This is a genomic window from Microbacterium sp. UMB0228 (assembly GCF_002871415.1).
GTDB lineage: Bacteria > Actinomycetota > Actinomycetes > Actinomycetales > Microbacteriaceae > Microbacterium.
The window spans coordinates 80748-100735 of record NZ_PNFU01000004.1 but is presented as its reverse complement, the minus strand read 5'-3'; the positions used below and the strand labels follow the sequence as shown (position 1 = coordinate 100735).

The 19988-nt window shown below is 70.8% G+C and carries 13 protein-coding genes; 6 read left to right on the top strand and 7 right to left on the bottom strand.

Annotation, left to right across the window (positions count from 1 at the left end):
- Positions 1-36 precede the first annotated feature (36 nt).
- Genes CJ226_RS10995 through gatC form a run of 4 tightly spaced genes read right to left on the bottom strand, consistent with a single transcriptional unit; the run spans position 37 to position 4669 of the window.
- On the bottom strand, positions 37-1293 hold the full coding sequence (locus CJ226_RS10995; protein WP_102209190.1) for a DNA polymerase IV: 1257 nt from the start codon (positions 1291-1293) through the stop codon (positions 37-39).
- Between the two features lie 48 nt (positions 1294-1341).
- Complete coding sequence (gatB, locus tag CJ226_RS10990; RefSeq protein WP_102209189.1) at positions 1342-2856, bottom strand: Asp-tRNA(Asn)/Glu-tRNA(Gln) amidotransferase subunit GatB; 1515 nt, start codon at positions 2854-2856, stop codon at positions 1342-1344.
- Positions 2856-4373, bottom strand: a complete 1518-nt coding sequence (gene gatA / locus CJ226_RS10985; RefSeq protein WP_025103378.1) for an Asp-tRNA(Asn)/Glu-tRNA(Gln) amidotransferase subunit GatA — start codon at positions 4371-4373, stop codon at positions 2856-2858. Before gatA ends, gatB begins: the two co-directional genes overlap by 1 nt.
- Entirely contained in the window at positions 4370-4669 is a 300-nt protein-coding gene (gene gatC, locus CJ226_RS10980; RefSeq protein WP_025103377.1) for an Asp-tRNA(Asn)/Glu-tRNA(Gln) amidotransferase subunit GatC, read from the bottom strand. Before gatC ends, gatA begins: the two co-directional genes overlap by 4 nt.
- Positions 4670-4733: 64 nt before the next feature.
- Between gatC and CJ226_RS10975 the strand changes: the two genes are divergently transcribed.
- From CJ226_RS10975 to CJ226_RS10965, 3 genes are read left to right on the top strand one after another with little or no spacing between them, the layout of a single operon-like run.
- Positions 4734-6434, top strand: coding sequence for a long-chain-fatty-acid--CoA ligase (locus tag CJ226_RS10975; protein WP_102209188.1), 1701 nt, complete (start codon positions 4734-4736; stop codon positions 6432-6434).
- A 46-nt stretch (positions 6435-6480) separates the two neighbouring features.
- Positions 6481-8328, top strand: coding sequence for a DEAD/DEAH box helicase (locus CJ226_RS10970; protein WP_374754532.1), 1848 nt, complete (start codon positions 6481-6483; stop codon positions 8326-8328).
- Positions 8329-8339: 11 nt separating this feature from the next.
- On the top strand, positions 8340-8819 hold the full coding sequence (locus CJ226_RS10965) for a GNAT family N-acetyltransferase (protein ID WP_102209186.1): 480 nt from the start codon (positions 8340-8342) through the stop codon (positions 8817-8819).
- Between the two features lie 3 nt (positions 8820-8822).
- Here CJ226_RS10965 and ligA read toward each other — a convergent pair whose 3' ends face one another.
- From ligA to CJ226_RS10950, 3 genes are read right to left on the bottom strand one after another with little or no spacing between them, the layout of a single operon-like run.
- On the bottom strand, positions 8823-11138 hold the full coding sequence (gene ligA, locus CJ226_RS10960; protein WP_102209185.1) for an NAD-dependent DNA ligase LigA: 2316 nt from the start codon (positions 11136-11138) through the stop codon (positions 8823-8825).
- Positions 11139-11176: 38 nt separating this feature from the next.
- On the bottom strand, positions 11177-12274 hold the full coding sequence (mnmA, locus tag CJ226_RS10955; RefSeq protein WP_102209184.1) for a tRNA 2-thiouridine(34) synthase MnmA: 1098 nt from the start codon (positions 12272-12274) through the stop codon (positions 11177-11179).
- Between the two features lie 9 nt (positions 12275-12283).
- Entirely contained in the window at positions 12284-13459 is a 1176-nt protein-coding gene (locus CJ226_RS10950; RefSeq protein ID WP_102209183.1) for a cysteine desulfurase family protein, read from the bottom strand.
- A gap of 101 nt (positions 13460-13560) precedes the next feature.
- Here CJ226_RS10950 and glgX point away from each other — a divergent pair, with 101 nt between their 5' ends.
- The 3 genes from glgX to glgB all read left to right on the top strand — a co-directional run bounded on the left by glgX (position 13561) and on the right by glgB (position 19965).
- The gene (gene glgX / locus CJ226_RS10945; RefSeq protein ID WP_102209182.1) at positions 13561-15633 is read left to right on the top strand and encodes a glycogen debranching protein GlgX; all 2073 of its coding nucleotides are present in this window, start codon (positions 13561-13563) and stop codon (positions 15631-15633) included.
- Between the two features lie 64 nt (positions 15634-15697).
- On the top strand, positions 15698-17767 hold the full coding sequence (locus CJ226_RS10940; protein WP_102209181.1) for an alpha-1,4-glucan--maltose-1-phosphate maltosyltransferase: 2070 nt from the start codon (positions 15698-15700) through the stop codon (positions 17765-17767).
- Positions 17764-19965: a 1,4-alpha-glucan branching protein GlgB gene (gene glgB, locus CJ226_RS10935; protein WP_082802870.1), complete on the top strand. Its 2202-nt coding sequence runs from the start codon at positions 17764-17766 to the stop codon at positions 19963-19965. The genes CJ226_RS10940 and glgB overlap by 4 nt, the downstream gene beginning before the upstream one ends.
- Positions 19966-19988: the final 23 nt, after the last annotated feature.

Genomic DNA, 19988 nt, shown 5'->3' with positions numbered 1-19988 from the left:
TTCCCACGGTAGCCGACGGCGGCCTGCGGCGCGCGGTCAATCGACGCCGTGGTCCTTCGGATGCCGCGCGGCGCCCCGTCCTTCACCGCGTCCGATGTGGCGCGCCCTGCTGATGGTGGCCGCTCCGAACCGGGCCATGGCCTCGTCGACGGCCCCTTCGACCTTCCGCCACCCCTCGTCCTCGTCCCACAGGGCCAGCGCACCGGCTCCCGCGGGCCGGAGGTTCTCCGCCCGGACGCCCACGAGGCGGACCGGGTCTCGACGCTCGATGAGCGCGAACAGGCTCTGGGCCGCCTCGCCGATGCGCTGGCCGACCGCGGTCGGCTCCGCCAACGTCTGCGAGCGGGTGACGGTCCGGAAGTCGTCGAAGCGGATCTTGATCGCGACCGTGGAGGTCTCCCACCCGGCCCGGCGCAGGCGCGCGCCCACGCGATCGGCCAGCCGCAGCAGCTCCGCGCGGAGGAAGGCTCGATCCGTGACGTCGTGGTCGAAGGTCTCCTCGTGTCCGATACTCTTCTCGACGCGCTCGGTGTCGACCGGGCGCGCGTCCTCCCCCCGCGCCAGCTGCGCCAGGCGAGCACTCAGCGCCGGCCCCACGGCGCGGTCCAGCACCTCCGGCGGCGCCGTGCGGAGGTCGCCGATCGAGCGCAGACCGCGGGCCTCCAGGGCCTCCGCGGCCTTCGGCCCCACGCCCCACAGCGCTCGCACGGGGCGCGGCGCGAGGAAGGCGAGAGTGTCGTGTTCCGCGACCACGAGCATCCCGTCCGGCTTGGCCATGGTCGACGCCATCTTCGCCACGTGCTTGGTCGCGGCCACGCCGACGCTGCAGGTGATCCCGACCTCGGCGAGGACGCGCTCACGGATCTGGGCCGCGATCCGGGCGGGGTTCCCCCAGAGCCGGCGCACACCCTGCACGTCGAGGAACGCCTCGTCCACCGACAGCGGCTCCACGAGCGGCGTGAACGACTCGAAGATCGCCATCACCTGCCGCGACACCTCTTGGTACCGGTGGAAGTGCGGCGGGACGATACGTGCCGTCGGGCACAGCCGCACGGCCTGCGACACGGGCATCGCCGAGCGCACGCCGTAGCGCCGTGCCTCGTAGGAGGCGCTGGAGACCACGGAGCGCCCATCGGGAGCCCCGATGATCAGGGGCAGGCCGCGGAGACTCGGATCATCCAGCACTTCGACGGCCGCATAGAACGCGTCCATGTCGACGTGGAGGATGCGCGTGCCGGAGTCATCGGCATCGGCCGAGGACACCATGCGGCCTCTGCCATCACCGTGTCCCATGAACCCATTGTCCCCTGGGCCTCCGACATCGAGGCCCAGGGGGACGAATCACTGCGCGGCGCGCTCGAGGATGAGTTCGCGGACACGGGCGGCGTCGGCCTGGCCCTTCATGGCCTTCATGACCGCCCCGATGATGGCACCGGCAGCCTGGACCTTACCGTCCTGGATCTTGGCCATCACATCGGGCTGTGCGGCGAGGGCCTCGTCGATCGCCGCGATGAGCGCACCGTCGTCCGAGACCACGGCGAGACCGCGCGCGTCGACGACCTCCTGCGGCGTGCCCTCCCCGGCGATCACGCCCTCCAGCACCTGGCGGGCGAGCTTGTCGGTCAGCGTCCCGGCGTCGACGAGCTGCTGCAGCGCCGCGACGTTCTCCGGGCTGACGAGGTCGACCGCGTCCTTCTCCTGCGCATTGGCGAGGCGGGTGATCTCCCCCGTCCACCACTTCCGTGCCGCGGCCGGCGTGGCCCCGGCGGCGATCGTGGCCTCGACGACGTCGAGCAGACCGCCGTTGCGCACGTCCTGGAACTCCAGCGGGGTGAAGCCCCACTCGTCCATGAGCCGGCGCCGACGGGCGACGGGCTGCTCGGGCAGGGCGGCACGCAGCTCCTCGATCAGCTCGCGCGGCGGCTGCACCGGAAGCAGGTCGGGCTCCGGGAAGTACCGGTAGTCGTCGGCGTCCGACTTCGGACGTCCGGGAGAGGTCGTCCCGGTGTCCTCGTGCCAGTGCCGCGTCTCCTGGATGATGGTGCCGCCGTCGGCGAGGATCTGAGCCTGCCGCTGGATCTCGTACCGCACCGCGCGCTCCACCGATCGCATGGAGTTGACGTTCTTCGTCTCCGTGCGCGTGCCGAGCTTCTCCTCACCCCGACGACGGAGCGAGACGTTGGCGTCGCACCGCAGGTTGCCGCGCTCCAGCCGAGCCTCGGAGATGCCGAGTGCCCGGACGATGTCGCGGATCGCGGCGACGTACGCCTTGGCGACCTCGGGAGCCCGGTGATCGGTGCCGAAGATCGTCTTCGTCACGATCTCGACGAGCGGGACGCCGGCACGGTTGTAGTCGACGAGCGAGTACTCGGCGCCCTGGATCCGGCCGGTCGAGCCGCCCATGTGCGTGAGCTTGCCGGCGTCCTCCTCCATGTGCGCGCGCTCGATCGGGATCGTCACCATGGTGCCGTCCTCGAGCTCCACCTCGACCGACCCCTCGAACGCGATCGGCTCGTCGTACTGGGAGATCTGGTAGTTCTTGCCGAGGTCCGGGTAGAAGTAGTTCTTCCGGGCGAAGCGGCTGGACTCCGCGATCGAGCAGCCGAGCGCGAGACCGAGGCTGATCGACGAGCGGATGGCCGTCTCGTTGACGACCGGCAGCGCGCCGGGCAGCCCCAGGTCGACCGGGGCGATCAGGGTGTTCGGCTCCGCCGCGTGGTACGCCTCGTTCGCGGGGTTGGGAGCGTCGGAGAACATCTTCGTGTTCGTGTTGAGCTCGACGTGCACCTCGAAACCGAGGACGGGCTCGAACAGCTCGAGCGCCTTGTCGAAGTCCATGAGCGTGGCGGCGGCCATCAGCGCGCGCCTCCTTCCAGCTGGGGGGCACGGGACAGCAGCGGCGCGCCCCAGGAGTCCACGAGCAGCGTCTCGAGGGCGGCACCCACCCGGTAGAGGCGGGCGTCCTCCCGCGCCGGAGCGAGGAACTGAATGCCGACGGGCAGCCCGTCGTCGTCCGAGAGACCGCTGGGGATCGAGATGCCGGGGACGCCGGCGAGGTTCGCCGGGATCGTCGTGATGTCGTTCAGGTACATCTGCAGCGGGTCGTCGATCTTCTCGCCGAGCTTGAAGGCCGTGGTCGGGGCCGACGGCGTGGCGATGACGTCGACATCGGCGAAGGCCGCGGCGAAGTCCTGCTGGATGAGCGTGCGGACCTTCTGCGCGCTGCCGTAGTACGCGTCGTAGTATCCCGCCGATAGCGCGTAGGTGCCGAGGATGATGCGGCGCTTGACCTCGTCGCCGAAACCGGCGTCGCGCGTGGCGGACATCACGTCCTCCACCGTGGGGTTGCCCGCCGGGGTGACCCGGAGACCGAAGCGGACCGAGTCGAACTTGGCCAGGTTGCTCGAGGCCTCGGCCGGGAGGATCAGGTAGTAGGCGGCGACGCCGTACTCGAAGTGCGGTGCACCGATCTCGACGATCTCTGCACCCTGCGCTTCCAGCAGGGCCAGGGCGCTGCGGAAGGAGGCGGCAACCCCCGGCTGGAAGCCGCTGTCGGGAAGCTCGCGGATGACGCCGACACGGAGGCCCTTGAGGCCGTCCCCGCGCGCACCCTCGCGTGCGGCCGCGGCGAAGGACGGCCACTGCTCGTCGAGCGACGTGGAGTCCTTCGGGTCGTGGCCGCCGATCGCATCGTGCAGCAGACCGGCATCGAGCACCGTGCGGGTGACCGGGCCGACCTGGTCGAGGCTCGACGCCAGTGCGATCGCGCCGTAGCGGCTGACGCCGCCGTAGGTCGGCTTCACGCCGACCGTGCCGGTCACGTGCGCCGGCTGACGGATCGATCCGCCGGTGTCGGAGCCGAGGGCGAGCGGGGCCTCGAAAGCGGCGACGGCCGCGGCGGAGCCCCCACCCGAGCCGCCGGGGATCCGGTCGAGATCCCAGGGGTTGCGGGTCGGGCCGTAGGCGGAGTGCTCCGTCGAGGAGCCCATCGCGAACTCGTCCATGTTCGTCTTGCCGAGCGGGATGAGTCCGGCGGCACGGGAGCGGGCCACGACCGTCGCGTCGTACGGCGAGCGGTACCCCTCGAGGATCCGCGAGCCACTCGTGGTCGGCTGATCCGTCGTGACGAGCACGTCCTTGATCGCGAGCGGGACACCGGCGATCGGCCCGAGGTCCTCCCCCGCGGCGCGACGGGCGTCGATCTCGGCCGCCGCGTCGAGCGCGTGCTCGTTGACGTGCAGGAACGCATGGACGTCGCCGTCGACCTGGGCGATGCGGTCGAGGTGCGCCTGCGTGGCCTCGACGCTGGAGACCTCCCGCGTCGCGAGCTTGTCGGCGAGCTCCGCCGCGGTCAGCCGGATGATGTCGCTCACTGCTCTTCTCCCAGGATCGCGGTGACACGGAACCGGCCGTCGGCCTGATCCGGGGCGTTCTGCAGCACCTGCTCGTGCGTGAGCGTCTCGCCGACCACGTCGGGACGGAACACGTTGCTCAGCGGGATCGGGTGGCTCGTCGCGGCGACGTCGGCGGTCGCGACCTCGGACACCTTGGCGATGTTGTCGACGATGGCGTCGAGCTGGCCCGTGAGCCGCGTCACCTCGTCGTCGTTCAGCTGGATGCGCGCGAGCACGCCGAGATGGCGCACAAGATCAGGGGTGATTTCAGACACGCCCCCAGTCTAGTTGGCGAGCCGCCCGCCGCTCGGCGCGGCGCGGCCCGCCTAAGCTGGGCGCGTGAGCACGTTCCAGCCCCCTCGCCCGTGGATCGCCAGCTACGCCGACGGCGTTCCGGAGGACCTCGCCCCCGTCAGCGGCTCCCTCGTGGACATCGTCGCCGCCTCGGCCCGCGACTATCCCGACGCACCGGCTCTGCAGTTCTTCGGCAGGGAGACGACCTACGCACAGCTGCAGGAGGCGATCGATCGCGCCGCGGCGGGGCTCCGGGATCTCGGCGTCCGCGCGGGCGACCCCGTCGCGATCGTCCTGCCGAACTGCCCGCAGCACATCATCGCGTTCTACGCCGTGCTGCGGCTCGGTGCCGTGGTGGTCGAGCACAACCCGCTCTACACCCCTCGCGAGCTGCGCAAGCAGTTCGAGGACCACGGCGCCAAGCACGCGATCGTCTGGAACAAGGTCGTCGCGACGGTGCAGGAGTTCCCGAGCGACCTCGCCGTCTCGACTCTCATCTCGGTCGACGTGACGCGGGCGATGCCGGCCCTCACCCGCTTCGCCCTCCGGCTGCCGGTCGCGAAGGCGAGAGAGTCGCGGGCGGCGCTGACCGAGCGCGTCCGCGGCACCGTGCTGTGGGAGTCGGTGGTGGCCAGCACCCCGATCCCCGCCTCGCATCCTCAGCCCGACACCGACGACCTGGCGATCATCCAGTACACGTCCGGCACGACCGGCACACCGAAGGGCGCCGCCCTCACGCACCGCAACCTCCTCGCCAATGCCGCCCAGTCCCAGGCCTGGGTGCCGTCGATCCAGCGCGGCAAGGGCTGCGTCGTGTACGCCGTGCTGCCGATGTTCCATGCCTACGGCCTGACGCTCTGCCTCACCTTCGCGATGTCGATGGGCGCGCGTCTCGTGCTGTTCCCGAAGTTCGACCCGGACCTCGTGCTCGACGTCGTCAAGAAGCATCCGGCGACGTTCCTCCCGCTCGTCCCGCCCATCGCCGACCGGCTTCTCGCAGCCGCGAACGCCAAGGGTGTGTCCCTCGACGGCATCGAGGTCGCGATCTCCGGTGCCATGGCCCTGCCGCATGAGCTCGTCGTCCCATTCGAGGCCGCTACGCACGGCTACCTCGTCGAGGGCTACGGACTGAGCGAGTGCTCGCCCGTCCTCATGGCGAACCCGGTCGCCGACAACCGCGTTCCCGGCACCGTGGGACTCCCTCTCCCCGGCACGGAGTGCCGCGTCGTGGATCCGGAGAATCCCACCGAGGATGTGCCGGAGGGCTCCGCCGGGGAGCTCATCGTGCGGGGTCCTCAGGTCTTCTCCGGGTACTACGGCAAGCCCGAGGAGACCGAGGCCGTGTTCGTCGACGGCTGGTACCGGACCGGCGACATCGTCACGATCGATGACGCCGGCTTCGTCCGCATCGTCGACCGCATCAAGGAGCTCATCATCACCGGCGGCTTCAACGTCGCCCCGACCGAGGTGGAGAACGCGCTGCGCCAGCATCCGTCGGTGGCGGACGCCGCGGTCGTCGGACTGCCCAGCGACCACTCGGGCGAGGAGGTCGTCGCGGCGATCGTCGTCGACCCCGGAGCCGATGTCGACGTCGAGGCGATCCGCGAGTACGCGCGGAGCATCCTCACCCCGTACAAGGTGCCGCGCCGCGTCTTCGTCGTCGACGAGCTGCCGAAGTCGCTGATCGGGAAGGTGCTCCGCCGGCAGGTGAAGGAGAAGCTGTTCGCCCTCACGTCGGGGGTCTGAGCCGGCCCCACAGGAAGCGGGGGGCCAGGCGCGCTACCCTTGGGAAGTGACCCCTGAAGAAGTGACCCCCGCCGACGCCCCCGACGAGTCCCCTGCCACCCCCGGATTCGAGGACCTCGGCATCACCGGGCCGGTCCTCAAGGCCATCAAGGATCTCGGCTACGAGACCCCGTCGCCCATCCAGGCCGCGACCATTCCCACCCTCCTCGCCGGCCGCGATGTCGTCGGCATGGCGCAGACCGGAACCGGCAAGACCGCCGCCTTCGCCCTGCCCGTGCTGGAGCGGCTCGACGTCGCGCAGAAGACGCCGCAGGCCCTCGTCCTCGCCCCGACCCGTGAGCTCGCGCTGCAGGTCTGCGAGGCGTTCGAGTCGTACGCCTCCCGCATGAAGGGCGTGCACGTGCTGCCCGTCTACGGCGGTCAGGGTTACGGTGTGCAGCTCTCCGCGCTCCGCCGCGGCGTGCACGTCGTGGTCGGCACCCCCGGCCGCATCATGGACCACCTGGCCAAGGGCACGCTCGACCTCTCCGAGCTCCAGTACCTCGTGCTGGACGAGGCCGACGAGATGCTGAAGATGGGCTTCGCGGAGGACGTCGAGCAGATCCTCGCTCAGACCCCCGAGGAGAAGCAGGTCGCCCTGTTCTCCGCCACGATGCCCGCGCAGATCCGCCGCCTCGCGCAGCAGTACCTCCGCGACCCGGAGGAGATCACGGTCAAGTCCAAGACCGCGACCAACACGAACATCACCCAGCGCTACCTCGTCGTCTCCTACGCCCAGAAGGTGGATGCCCTGACCCGCATCCTCGAGGTGGAGAACTTCGACGGGATGATCGTCTTCGTCCGCACGAAGAACGAGACCGAGACCCTGGCCGAGAAGCTCCGCGCCCGCGGGTACTCCGCCGCCGCGATCAACGGCGACGTGCCGCAGGTGCAGCGCGAGCGCAGCGTCAATCAGCTCAAGGACGGGAAGCTCGACATCCTCGTCGCGACGGACGTCGCCGCCCGCGGACTCGACGTCGAGCGCATCAGTCACGTCGTCAACTTCGACATCCCCACCGACACCGAGTCGTACGTGCACCGCATCGGACGGACCGGGCGGGCCGGGCGGACGGGCGACGCGATCAGCTTCATCACCCCGCGTGAGCGCTACCTGCTCAAGCACATCGAGAAGGCGACGCGGCAGCAGCCCACGCAGATGCAGCTGCCGAGCACCGAGGACGTGAACACGACGCGGCTCGCCCGCTTCGACGACGCCATCACGACCGCACTGTCGGAGACGTCACGCATCGACGCGTTCCGCGACATCATCGCCCACTACGTCCGGCATCACGACGTGCCGGAGGGCGACGTCGCGGCCGCTCTCGCCGTGGTCGCCCAGGGCTCGACGCCGCTGCTCCTCGACCCCGCAGACGACGCCCTGTCGCAGGCGGTCGCCGCCGACAACCGCCCGCAGCGCGAGCGGCAGACGCGGGAGCCCCGGGAACCCCGGGAGCGTCGCAGCCGGGGCGACTACACCCCGTACCGCATCGAGGTGGGTCGGCGGCACCGCGTCGAGCCACGGCAGATCGTGGGCGCGCTCGCGAACGAGGGCGGTCTGGGCCGCGACGACTTCGGCGCGATCAACATCCGTCCCGACTTCTCGATCGTCGAGCTCCCGGCGAACCTCGACCCCGCCGTCCTCGACAAGCTCCGCGATACGCGCATCTCCGGACGGCTGATCGAGATCGCTCCTGACCGCGGTCCCGGCGCACGGCGGGGCTCGTCCTCGCGCGACGGCGACGGCCGCGGCCGGCCGGTCCGCTACGACCGGACCGACCGCCGCGACCGAGACGCGCGCCCGCCGCACCGTGACCGCGAGGAGAAGCCCTTCCGGAAGCCCCGCCACAAGGCCTGAGCGGACCGACGATGCGCATCGACCGCGCCGGCAGGGAGGATCTCGCCGCGCTCGCCCAGCTCAAGTGGGAGGACGTGCCCGCGGACCTGACGGCCGGTCGATCGCTCGACGCCTTCACCGCCGAGCTGGGCGACTGGTGGCGGGCCCACGACCGCACCCACGTGGCCTTCGTCGCGCGGGGCGATGATGACGACCGCATCGTCGGCGCGGCGTGGGTCGCCCTCGTGCCCCGCGTGCCGCGGCCGGGCGCTCCGCACCGCCTCTCCGCGGACGTCCAGAGCGTCTTCGTCCTTCCCGAGCATCGAGGACGACGAGCGGGCCGCGGTCTCGTCGCCGCGGCCTGCGCCCATGCGGTCTCCGCCGGCGCCGAACGGATCACCGTGCACTCGAGCGAGGCAGCCGTCGGGCTCTATCAGGAGCTGGGGTTCGCGGACTCCCCACGGCTGCGGCAGTTCCTCGCTCCCACCACGGCAGCGCCGGAGAGCACCTGATCCTCAGTCCAGCGCCGCGGGCCCCTCGGTGACCAGGACGTGGAACTGCGCGGCGTCGAGGATGCGGATGCCGAGCTCCTCCGCCTTCGCGAGCTTGGAGCCGGCTCCCGGCCCCGCGGCCACGAAGTCCGTCTTCTTGGACACGCTCGAGGCCGCCTTTCCGCCGGCCTTGATGATCGCCTCCTGCGCCCCCTCGCGGGTGTACCCGTCGAGAGATCCCGTCGCCACCACGGTGAGTCCCTCCAGCACTCCCCCGGCCGCGACCGCCGCTCCCGGGCCGGGGTGACCCGGCGTCGCCCACTGCACGCCCGCGTCGGCCCACTGGCGGACGATGTCCTGGTGCCAGTCGACGTCGAACCACGCGAGCAAGGAGTCCGCGATGATGCCGCCCACGCCCTCGACCGCGGCGAGCTCTTCCCGCGAAGCCTCCCGGATCGCGTCGAGCGACCCGAACCACTGCGCGAGCGCCCGCGCCGCGACCGGTCCGACGTGCCGGATGTTGAGCGCGACGAGGAGCCGCCAGAGGTCTTTCGTCTTCGCCTTCTCCAGCTCCGCGAGCAGGGTCAGCGCCTGGGAAGACGGCTGCGGACCTTCGAGACCCGACTTCTTCTCGGCTGCGGTCGGGTTGCGTCGGAACGGCGCGCGGGTCTTCACGAGGCCGTCCTCGTCCTCGCGGGGCAGACCCGTCTCCGCATCGCGCACGACGACCTCGATCGGCACGAGCTGCTCCAGGGTCAGGGCGAACAGCCCCGCCTCCGTCACCAGGGGAGGCTCCGCCGGACTCGTGGGCTGGGTCAGCGCCGCCGCCGTCACCTCGCCCAGGGCCTCGACATCGAGGGCTCCCCGCGAGCCGATGTGCTCGACGCGTCCGCGCACCTGGGCGGGGCACGACCGGGCGTTCGGGCAGCGGAGGTCGATGTCCCCCTCCTTCATGGCGCGCAAGGGGGTGCCGCACTCGGGGCAGTCGGCGGGCATGACGAACTCCCGCTCGGTCCCGTCCCTCTTCTCGACCACCGGGCCGAGGACCTCGGGGATCACGTCGCCCGCCTTGCGCAGCACCACGGTGTCGCCGATGAGAACGCCCTTGGCCTTCACCACGTCCTTGTTGTGGAGCGTGGCCTGACGGACCACGGATCCGGCGACGTGAGCCGGCGCCATAACCGCGAAGGGCGTCGCGCGACCGGTGCGACCGACGGAGACGACGATGTCGAGCAGCTTGGTCTGCACCTCCTCCGGCGGGTACTTGTAGGCGATCGCCCAGCGGGGCGCCCGGCTCGTCGCTCCCAGCTCGTCATGCAGGTCGAGCTCGTCGACCTTGACCACGATGCCGTCGAGCTCGTGCTCGATGTCGTGCCGATGCTCGCCGTAGTGCTCGACGAAGGCGACCACGTCGTCGATGCTGCGGCACACCTTCGTGTGCGGACTCGTCGGCAGCCCCCAGGCGGCTAGCAGCTCGTAGACCTGGCTCTGGGCCGCGACCGGCGGGTTCGTCCAGGCACCGATGCCGTGCACGTACAGCGCGAGCGACTCGATGCGCAGCAGACCCGCTTCCAGCTCCAGGCCGTCCTTCTTGTCGATCTGCTGACGCAGGCCGCCACTGGCCGCGTTGCGGGGATTCGCGAAAGCCGGGAAACGCCGTGCCGCCGCGGTGCGCGCCTTCTCCTCGTCGAACGGCTTCTTCGCGCCGCCCCTGGCCTCCCAGCGCGCGAGGGCGTCCGCGTACGCGCGGTCTCGGAACGCCGCCTGCGCCGCGTTCAGCCGCTCGAACGCGGCGACGGGGATGAAGACCTCTCCGCGCACCTCGACGATCGGAGGGTGCCCCTCCCCGGCGAGCCGTTCCGGGATCTCGGGGAGTCGGAGCGCGTTCTCGGTGACGATCTCGCCGACGCGCCCGTCGCCACGGGTCGCGGCCGACGTCAGCACGCCGTCCTCGTACCGCAGGTTGATCGCGAGGCCGTCGATCTTGAGCTCGGTCAACCAGTCGACGTCCCGCCCGGCGGCGGCCCGCGTCTTCTGCGCCCACTCGCGCAGCTCCTCGATCGAGAAGACGTTGTCGAGGCTGAGCATGCGCTCGGCGTGCTCGATGGTCGCGAGCCCCGTCGCCTCGGCCGCGCCGACCATCTGCGTCGGCGAGTCCTGTCCCTGCAGCTCGGGGTGCAGGCGCTCGAGCTCTTCCAGGCGCCGCATCCAGCCGTCGTACGTGGCATCGTCGACGAGCGACGTGTCACGCCCGTAATACGCGTCCTTCGCCTCGAGGATGCGGGTCGTCAGCTCCTCCGCCTCGCTGCGGGCGTCTTCCAGTGAGATGTTCTCCGGCACTCCGTCAGTCTAGGAGCGGCGACCGACATCCGCCCGGATCAGACGCCGACGGGTACCGCGGACACGGTGGAATCGATCGTGAACTGCCCGAGAACGCGCGTGCCGGTGTAGAGCACGGCGGTCTGCCCGGGGGCGACACCGTCAAGCGGAGAATCGGGCACGACGCGGACGCCTTCCGTCGTCACGGTGGCCGTGGCGGGTACCGGCTCGGCATGCGCGCGGATCTGCACGTCGCACGCGAAAACCGACGCGGTCGGCGCGGCGCCGGCCCAGCTGAACCGCTCCCCCGCGATCTCGGCGATCGCCAGGGCCTCCTTCGGGCCGACGACCACCGTGTTCGATACGGGGCGCACCTCGAGCACGAAGCGCGGCTTGCCGTCCGCCGCCGGGACGCCGAGCTTGAGTCCGCGCCGCTGACCCACCGTGAACGCATGGGCGCCCTCATGCGCGCCGACGACGGCACCGGAGCGGTCGACGATCTCGCCGCTGGCCGTGCCCACCTTCTCGGCCAGCCAGCCGCGGGTGTCGCCGTCCGGGATGAAGCAGATGTCGTGGCTGTCCGGCTTCTGGGCGACGCTGAGACCACGCTGCTCCGCCTCCGCCCGCACGAGCGCCTTCGACGGCGTGGTGCCCAGGGGGAAGTAGGTGTGCGCGAGCTGGTCGGCCGTGAGGACGCCGAGCACGTAGGACTGGTCCTTCGCGTTGTCCGAGGCCCGGTGCAGCTCGAGTCCCGCCGGGCCGTCGACGAGGGTCGCGTAGTGCCCGGTGCACACGGCGTCGAAACCGAGCTCCAGGGCGCGCTCCAGCAGGGCGGCGAACTTGATCTTCTCGTTGCACCGCATGCACGGGTTCGGCGTCCGACCCGCACGGTACTCGGCGATGAAGTCGTCGATCACGTCGTCGCGGAACCGCTCCGAGAAGTCCCACACATAGAAGGGGATGCCGAGGAGGTCGGCGGCGCGACGCGCGTCGAGGGCGTCCTCGATCGTGCAGCAGCCGCGGCTGCCGGTGCGCAGGGTCCCCCCGGCGCGGGAGAGCGCGAGGTGCACGCCGACCACATCGTGCCCCGCCTCGACGGCCCGGGCGGCCGCGACGGCGGAGTCCACACCACCGCTCATGGCCGCAAGGATTCGCATGGGTCCAGTCTACGAGCGCTCGGCTGCACGGGCCCCGGATGCCCGTGCGTAGGCTTCTCCGATCACCGCCAGCACCGCATCCACATCGGCATCGGTCGACGTGCGCCCGAGGGAGAAGCGCAGCACGCTCCGGGCGTCCGCCTCACTGCGCCCCATCGCCATCACGACGTGCGAGGGCTCGGCCACCCCCGCCTGACACGCGGAGCCCGTGGAGGCCGAGACGCCGGCCACGTCCAGCAGGAACAGGAGGCTCTCCCCCACCGCACCGGGGAAGAGCAGATGGGCGGTACCCGGAAGACGGTGATCGGGGTCGCCCAGGAGCTCGGCCGCCGGCACCCGCGCACGGATGCCCTCGACCAGGCGGTCGCGCAGACCGCCCACGCGGACGCTCTCGGCGGCCCGCTCACGCTCGGCGAGTTCGAGCGCCGTCGCCAGCGCCGCCGCTCCCGGCACGTCTTGCGTGCCCGCACGCAGACCCCGCTGCTGGCCTCCGCCCCGCAGGAGCGGGGTCAGCCGGGCGGACCGGGCCACCACCAGCGCGCCGACGCCGACCGGTGCGCCGACCTTGTGTCCGGCGACGCTGAGCGCCACGAGGCCCACGCCGTCGTCGGCGCGGCCCCGGAGGTACCGGAAGGACAGCGGCAGATGCCCGAGAGCGGCGACGGCGTCGAGGTGCAGGGGTACACCGGCGTCGGCCGTGGCCGCCGCCAGCGCGGGCGCACCGTTGATCGTCCCGGTCTCGTTGTTCGCGACGAGCGCGGTCGCGAACGCGGCCCCCGGCAGGGCCGCGGCGAAGCGGTCCTCGTCGATGCGCGCGTGGGCCGACACGGGCACGGCCCGCACCGCGGCACCGTCGGCCACCAGGGCTGCGACCGTGTCCATCGTCGCGTGATGCTCGCCGTCCGGCACCACGACAGCGGTCGTCTCCGGACGACGCGAGTGCCACAGTCCCTGGAGGGCGAGGTTGATGGATTCCGTCCCACCGGAGGTCAGCACGACCTCGATCGGATCGGCCCCGAGGACCGCGGCGATCCGCTCCCGTGACTCCTCCAGCACCCGGCGCGCGTCCTGCCCGGCTCCATGCGTCGACGACGCGTTGCCGATGATGACCGACGCCTCCAGCCACGCGTCCCTGGCCTCCGGGCGCAGCGGGGTCGTCGCCGCGTGGTCGAGATAGTGCCGCATGCTTCGATTCTCCCCGATCGGCGCCCTGGACGGACCGTCTGCGCGTGAGACCGGGTGCGTCCTGTCATGAGACTGAAATGCAACACGTTTAGGGTGTATCCATGTCTTCGTCCCCCGACTCCGTCGTGCCCGGTGGGGCGATCCTCGACAACCTCGGCGTCCGGCTGCACGACGGCGTCGGGACGCTGCGGGTCTGGTCGCAGAACGCCTCCGCCGTCGAGCTCGTCGTCTTCGACGCGACGGACCTCGACTGGGTCGTTGACCAGGCGCCGCTCGAACGGCGGCCCGGAGGCGTCTGGGAGGTCACGACGCCGTTGCTGCAGCCCGGAGTCCGCTACGCGCTCCGCGTCGAGGGTCCGCACGGGCCCGGCAACACGTTCAACCCGGAGACGCTGCTCCTCGACCCGTATGCGCGGGGCCTCGCCCAGGGACACGGCTACCAGGAATGGCGAGCCGTGGTCATCGAGGACGGCTTCGACTGGGGCGGTTCCACGAAGCCGCGGATCCCCGCCGACCGGACGCTGATCTACGAGGGCCACTTGAAGGGACTGACCAAGCGGCACCCCGACATCCCGCCCGCGCTGCACGGCACCTACGCGGGCCTCGCACATCCGGCCATGATCGCGTACCTCCGCACGCTCGGGGTGACGTCGGTGGAGCTGCTCCCCGTCCACGCCTTCGTCCCGGAGCCGCGGCTGCTGGAGCGCGGGCTGACGAACTACTGGGGGTACAACACCCTGAACTTCTTCACGCCCCACGCCGCCTACGCGACGGAAGACGCCAGGAAACGGGGTCCAGAGGCGATCATCGCCGAGTTCAAGGGCATGGTGCGTCTGCTGCACGAGGCCGGCCTCGAGGTGATCCTCGACGTCGTGTACAACCACACGTCGGAGGAGGGCATCGGCGGGCCGCGCTCCAGTCTCCGCGGTATCGACAACGCGCGGTACTACCGACAGGACGACGCGGGCGTCTACATCGACACCACGGGATGCGGCAACACACTCAACACGGCCACCGACGCGGGCGCACGACTGGTGCTGGACTCGCTCCGGTACTGGGCCGAGGAGATGCAGATCGACGGCTTCCGCTTCGACCTGGCGACGGCGATCGCGCGCGACGGCGCTCACGCCTACACTCCGGATCATCCGCTGCTGCAGGCGATCGCCGCCGACCCCGTCCTCGCGAAGACCAAGCTCATCGCGGAGCCCTGGGACGTCGGACTGGGCGGCTGGCAGACGGGCAACTTCCCTGCGGGGTGGCACGAGTGGAACGACCGGTACCGCGACCGCGTGCGCAACTTCTGGCTGAGCGATATCGACTACGCACGACGGGCCTCGGCGCCGGTCGGCATCGGCGGCTTCGCCACCCGGCTCGCCGGATCGTCCAACACCTTCAGCGAGGACCGCGGCCCCCTCGCGAGCATCAACTTCGTCACGGCGCACGACGGGTTCACGCTGCACGACCTCGTCTCGTACGACGTGAAGCACAACGAGGCCAACGGTGAGCACAACCGCGACGGCGCCGACCTGAACCGCTCGTTCAACCACGGCGTCGAGGGACCGACGGACGATCCCGCGATCCTCACCGCCCGACGCAAGGCCATGCGCAACCTGCTCGGCACCCTTCTCCTCTCGGCCGGCATCCCGATGCTCACCGCCGGAGACGAGGTGGGGCGGTCCCAGCGCGGCAACAACAACGCCTACGCGCAGGACTCGCCGCTGTCGTGGCTGTCCTGGGAGTTCGAGCCCTGGCAGGACGACCTCCGGGCCCACGTCGCGCGCCTCGCCCGATTGCGCGAGGAGAATCCGGCGCTGCGGCCGAGTCGGTATGCGCGCCTCGGCGAGCACATCCCGAACGCCTCGGTCATGGACTGGTACGACCAGAACGGCGCGACGATGGAACCGGGGCAGTGGACCGATCCCGGCAATCGCACGCTGCAGTACGTCGCCGCCTCCACACCGGACAAGGAACCCGCCAACCGCATCCTCCTGATCGTGCACGGGACGGAGGCGCCGATCGACGTGCGGCTTCCGGAGGAGATCGAGGGCGCCAGCCGATTCGTCTCCCTCTGGTCGAGCGCCGACGAGCGCCCGTCGGAGGCCGAGGAGACGTACGCTCCGGGTGACGTGCTGCCGATCCCCGGCACATCCATGCGCCTGTTCCGGGTGGAGTGATAGCACGGTTCGGCGCCGGGGTCGAGCGGTAGGTTCCGACAGGGCCGAGCGGTAGATTCGGCATGTGACTGCTCGTGCTGGAACCCGACCCACGGCTCTGCGGAGCCCCGTTCAGATCCCGACGCGCGCCGTCGACGCCGACCAGCCCGGAGCTCTGCGGACCACCCGGATCCCGCTGCTGGACGGCACGCCGGTGGTTCCGGGAGGCTTCCCCGCCAAGGCGTTCGCGGGCGAGGTCGTCCCCTTCCGCGTCGTGGCCTTCCGGGAAGGGCACGACCTCATCGGCGTGCACGTGCGGCTGACCTCACCGACCGGCGAAGAGAGTCTGCACCGGCTGACGGCGCTCGCCGACGGCACCGATCGCTGGGAGGCGGAGATCGCCCTCGATGCGGAGGGCCTCTGGCGATATCGCTTCGAGGCGTTCTCCGACGACTTCGCCACCTGGGCGCACGCCGCGCACGTGAAGATCGCCGCCGGTGTGGACGTGCCGGTGATGGCCGCCCTCGGAGCCGAGCTCCTGCAGCGGGCGGCTGCCGAGAAGGACCGCCCCGCAGCGCAGCGCACGCGCCTCAGGGCCTGGGCGGAGGAACTCCGGTCCGGCGACCCCGTCGTCGCCGCCGCACGGGCCGTGGACCCCGATCTCACGGCGATCTTCCGCGACCGTCCCGTCACGACGCTCCGTTCGGCCTCCGCGGAGCAGCTCCTCCGTGTAGAGCGCACCCGTGCCGGAGTCGGCGCCTGGTACGAGTTCTTCCCCCGGTCGGAGGGAGCCCGCCGCCTCAAGGACGGAACGGTCCGCAGCGGCACGTTCCGTACTGCAGCGAAGCGCCTGCCCGAGGTCGCCAGGATGGGCTTCGACGTGATCTACCTCGTCCCCGTGCATCCCATCGGCACGACCAACCGCAAGGGTCGCAACAACACCCTCGTCGCCGAGGCCGGGGACCCGGGCTCGCCGTACGCCATCGGAGCGGCGGAGGGCGGGCACGATGCGATCCACCCTGACCTCGGCACTCCGCAGGACTTCCGCGCCTTCGTGCGGGCCGCGCGGAAGGAGGGACTGGAGGTCGCCCTCGACCTCGCGCTGCAGGCCTCCCCCGACCACCCCTGGGTGCGCGACCACCCGGAGTGGTTCACCACCCTCCCCGACGGCACGATCGCGTACGCCGAGAACCCGCCGAAGAAGTACCAGGACATCTACCCGCTGAACTTCGACAACGACCCGGAGGGGATCGCCGCCGAGATGCTCCGGATCGTCCGGCACTGGGTGGCGGAGGGTGTACGGATCTTCCGCGTGGACAACCCGCACACCAAGCCGCTCCGGTTCTGGGAGTGGTTGATCGCGACGGTGAACGAGACGGATCCCGACGTGATCTTCCTGGCCGAGGCGTTCACCCGACCGGCGGTGATGCGCGCGCTCGCCGCGGTGGGCTTCCAACAGAGCTACAGCTACTTCACATGGCGCAACACCAAGGCGGAGCTCGAGGAGTTCCTCACGACGATCTCCCACGAGACGGCCGACTACATGCGCCCGAACCTCTTCGTCAACACGCACGACATCCTCACCGAGTACCTCCAGTTCGGCGGACGCGCGGCCTACCGCATCCGCGCCTGCATCGCCGCCACCGCGGGTCCGGTGTACGGCGTGTATGCGGGATACGAACTCATCGAGAACGTGGCCCGCCCGGGTTCCGAGGAGAACATCGACAACGAGAAGTACGAGTACAAGTTCCGCGACTGGGCGGGCGCCGAGGAGCGCGGGGAGTCGCTGGCTCCGCTCCTGCGGCAGCTGAACGAGATCCGCGCGGCGCATCCGGCGCTGCGGCAGCTGCGCAACCTCGAGCTGCACTGGAGCGACGATGACGCCATCCTCGTGTTCAGCAAGCATCTCGACGCCGCCTTCACCGGAACCGGGCGGCCGGACACGCTCATCGTCGTCGCGAACGTCGACCCGCACTCGGTGCGCGAGACGACGGTCCATCTCGACACCACACGCTGGGGCGTGCCCCTGGGTGAGAGCTACGAGGTGGAGGACCTGCTCACGGGCAGCGTCTGGACCTGGACCGATCACAACTACGTCCGGCTCGACGCCTTCGCCGAGCCGGTCCACATCCTGAAGGTGAAGGAGCGCGCATGAGCGGCATCGACGACACCGCGAACGCCGACTGGGAGGCCGTGGCGGAAGGGCGGCACCACGCCCCGCACGCCGTGCTCGGCGCCCACCCCGGGAAGGATGCGGCGGATCGGACCGTCACCGTCATCCGGGCTCGCCGTCCGCTCGCCGAGTCGGTGGAGGCGGTGTTCGGCGACGGGAGTCGCCTGACGCTCACACACGTCGCACACGGGGTGTGGGAGGGCACGCACCCCGGACCGCCGCTCCCCTACCGTCTCGCGACGCGCTACCGCGGCGAGGAGGAGAGCGTCGCAGGCGACCCGTACCGTCACGCGCCGACCCTCGGCGACCTGGACCTTCATCTGATCGCCGAAGGCCGTCACGAAAGGCTGTGGGAGGCGCTGGGAGCCCATCCCCGCACGCAGGGAGACGAGCAGGGCGTGTCGTTCGCGGTCTGGGCACCCGACGCGACCGCGGTCCGCGTGGTGGGCGATCACAACGGTTGGAACGGTGAGAGCCACGCCATGCGCTCGCTCGGCGCGAGCGGCGTCTGGGAGCTCTTCATCCCCGACCTCCCCGTCGGGACCCGCTACAAGTTCCAGATCCGGACGCGGAGCGGCAGCTGGATCCTCAAGGCCGACCCGATGGCGTTGGCGGCGCAGGTGCCGCCGGAGACCGCGTCGGTCGTCACCGCGTCGTCCTACGTCTGGGAGGACGGCGCGTGGATGACCCGTCGCGCCGCGACTCATGCGGTCGCGCAGCCGCTGTCCGTGTACGAGGTGCACGTCGGCTCCTGGCGCGACGGCCTGGGATACCGCGATATGGCGGATCCGCTGATCGCGCACGTGCAGGAGACGGGGTTCACGCACGTCGAGTTCATGCCGCTCGCCGAGCATCCGTTCGGCGGATCCTGGGGGTACCAGGTCAGCGGCTACTACGCGCCGACGAGCCGGTACGGCTCCCCCGACGACCTGCGCTACCTCATCGACCGCCTGCACCAGGCCGGCATCGGCGTCATCATGGACTGGGTGCCGGGCCACTTCCCCAAGGACGACTTCGCCCTGGCCCGCTTCGACGGTCAGCCCCTGTACGAGCACCCCGACCCCCGGCGCGGAGAGCACCAGGACTGGGGCACGCTCATCTTCGACTACGGTCGTCCCGAGGTCCGCGGCTTCCTCGTCGCGAACGCGCTGTACTGGCTCGAGGAGTTCCACGTCGACGGTCTGCGCGTCGACGCCGTCGCCTCGATGCTCTACCTCGACTACTCGCGTCGCGAGGGTGAGTGGGAGCCGAACATCCACGGCGGACGCGAGAACCTGGAGGCGATCCGCTTCCTCCAGGAGGTCAACGCCACCGCCTACCGCCTGCACCCCGGGATCCTCATGATCGCCGAGGAGTCCACGAGCTTCCCCGGTGTCACCGCGCCGACGGATCACGCCGGCCTCGGGTTCGGGTTCAAGTGGAACATGGGGTGGATGAACGACTCGCTGCAGTACATCGGCAGAGACCCGATGTACCGGGCGCACCACGAGGGCGAGATGACGTTCTCGTTCGTCTACGCGTTCGGCGAGAACTACGTGCTGCCGATCAGTCACGACGAGGTCGTGCACGGCAAGGGCAGCCTGCTGTCGAAGATGCCCGGCGACCACTGGCACAAGCTCGCGAACGTCCGCGCCTACCTCGCGTACATGTGGGGGCATCCGGGCAAGAAGCTGCTGTTCATGGGCCAGGAGTTCGGACAGCTCGCCGAGTGGTCGGAGGGGCGCGAGCTGGACTGGTGGCTCCGCGACCAGCCCTCGCACGCCCAGCTCCAGGACTTCGTCGCCGCGATGAACGGGGTGTACCGGGCGCAGGCACCGCTCTGGGAGCGGGACAGCGACGGCTCGGGGTTCACGCGGCTCGGGGCACCGAGTTGGGACCCCTCCGTGATCGCCTTCGAACGGCGGGACGCGCACGGCGGCCGTCTGGTCGTGGTCAGCAACTTCGCCGGCGTGGAGCGCACCGGGTACCGCCTGGGATTGCCGCGCCCCGGCGTCTGGCAGGAGATCCTGAACTCCGATGCCGACGTCTACGGCGGACGCGGTTCCGGCAACCTCGGGATGGTGGTCGCCGAACCCGGAGACGGGGGCGCGGCGACGGCCTCGATCACGCTGCCGGCCCTGTCGACGCTGTGGCTCCGCTATCAGCCGGAGCCCCACGTCCCCACCGTGAACAACGGCTGACGAGGTGTCTGCGCGGGGGTGTT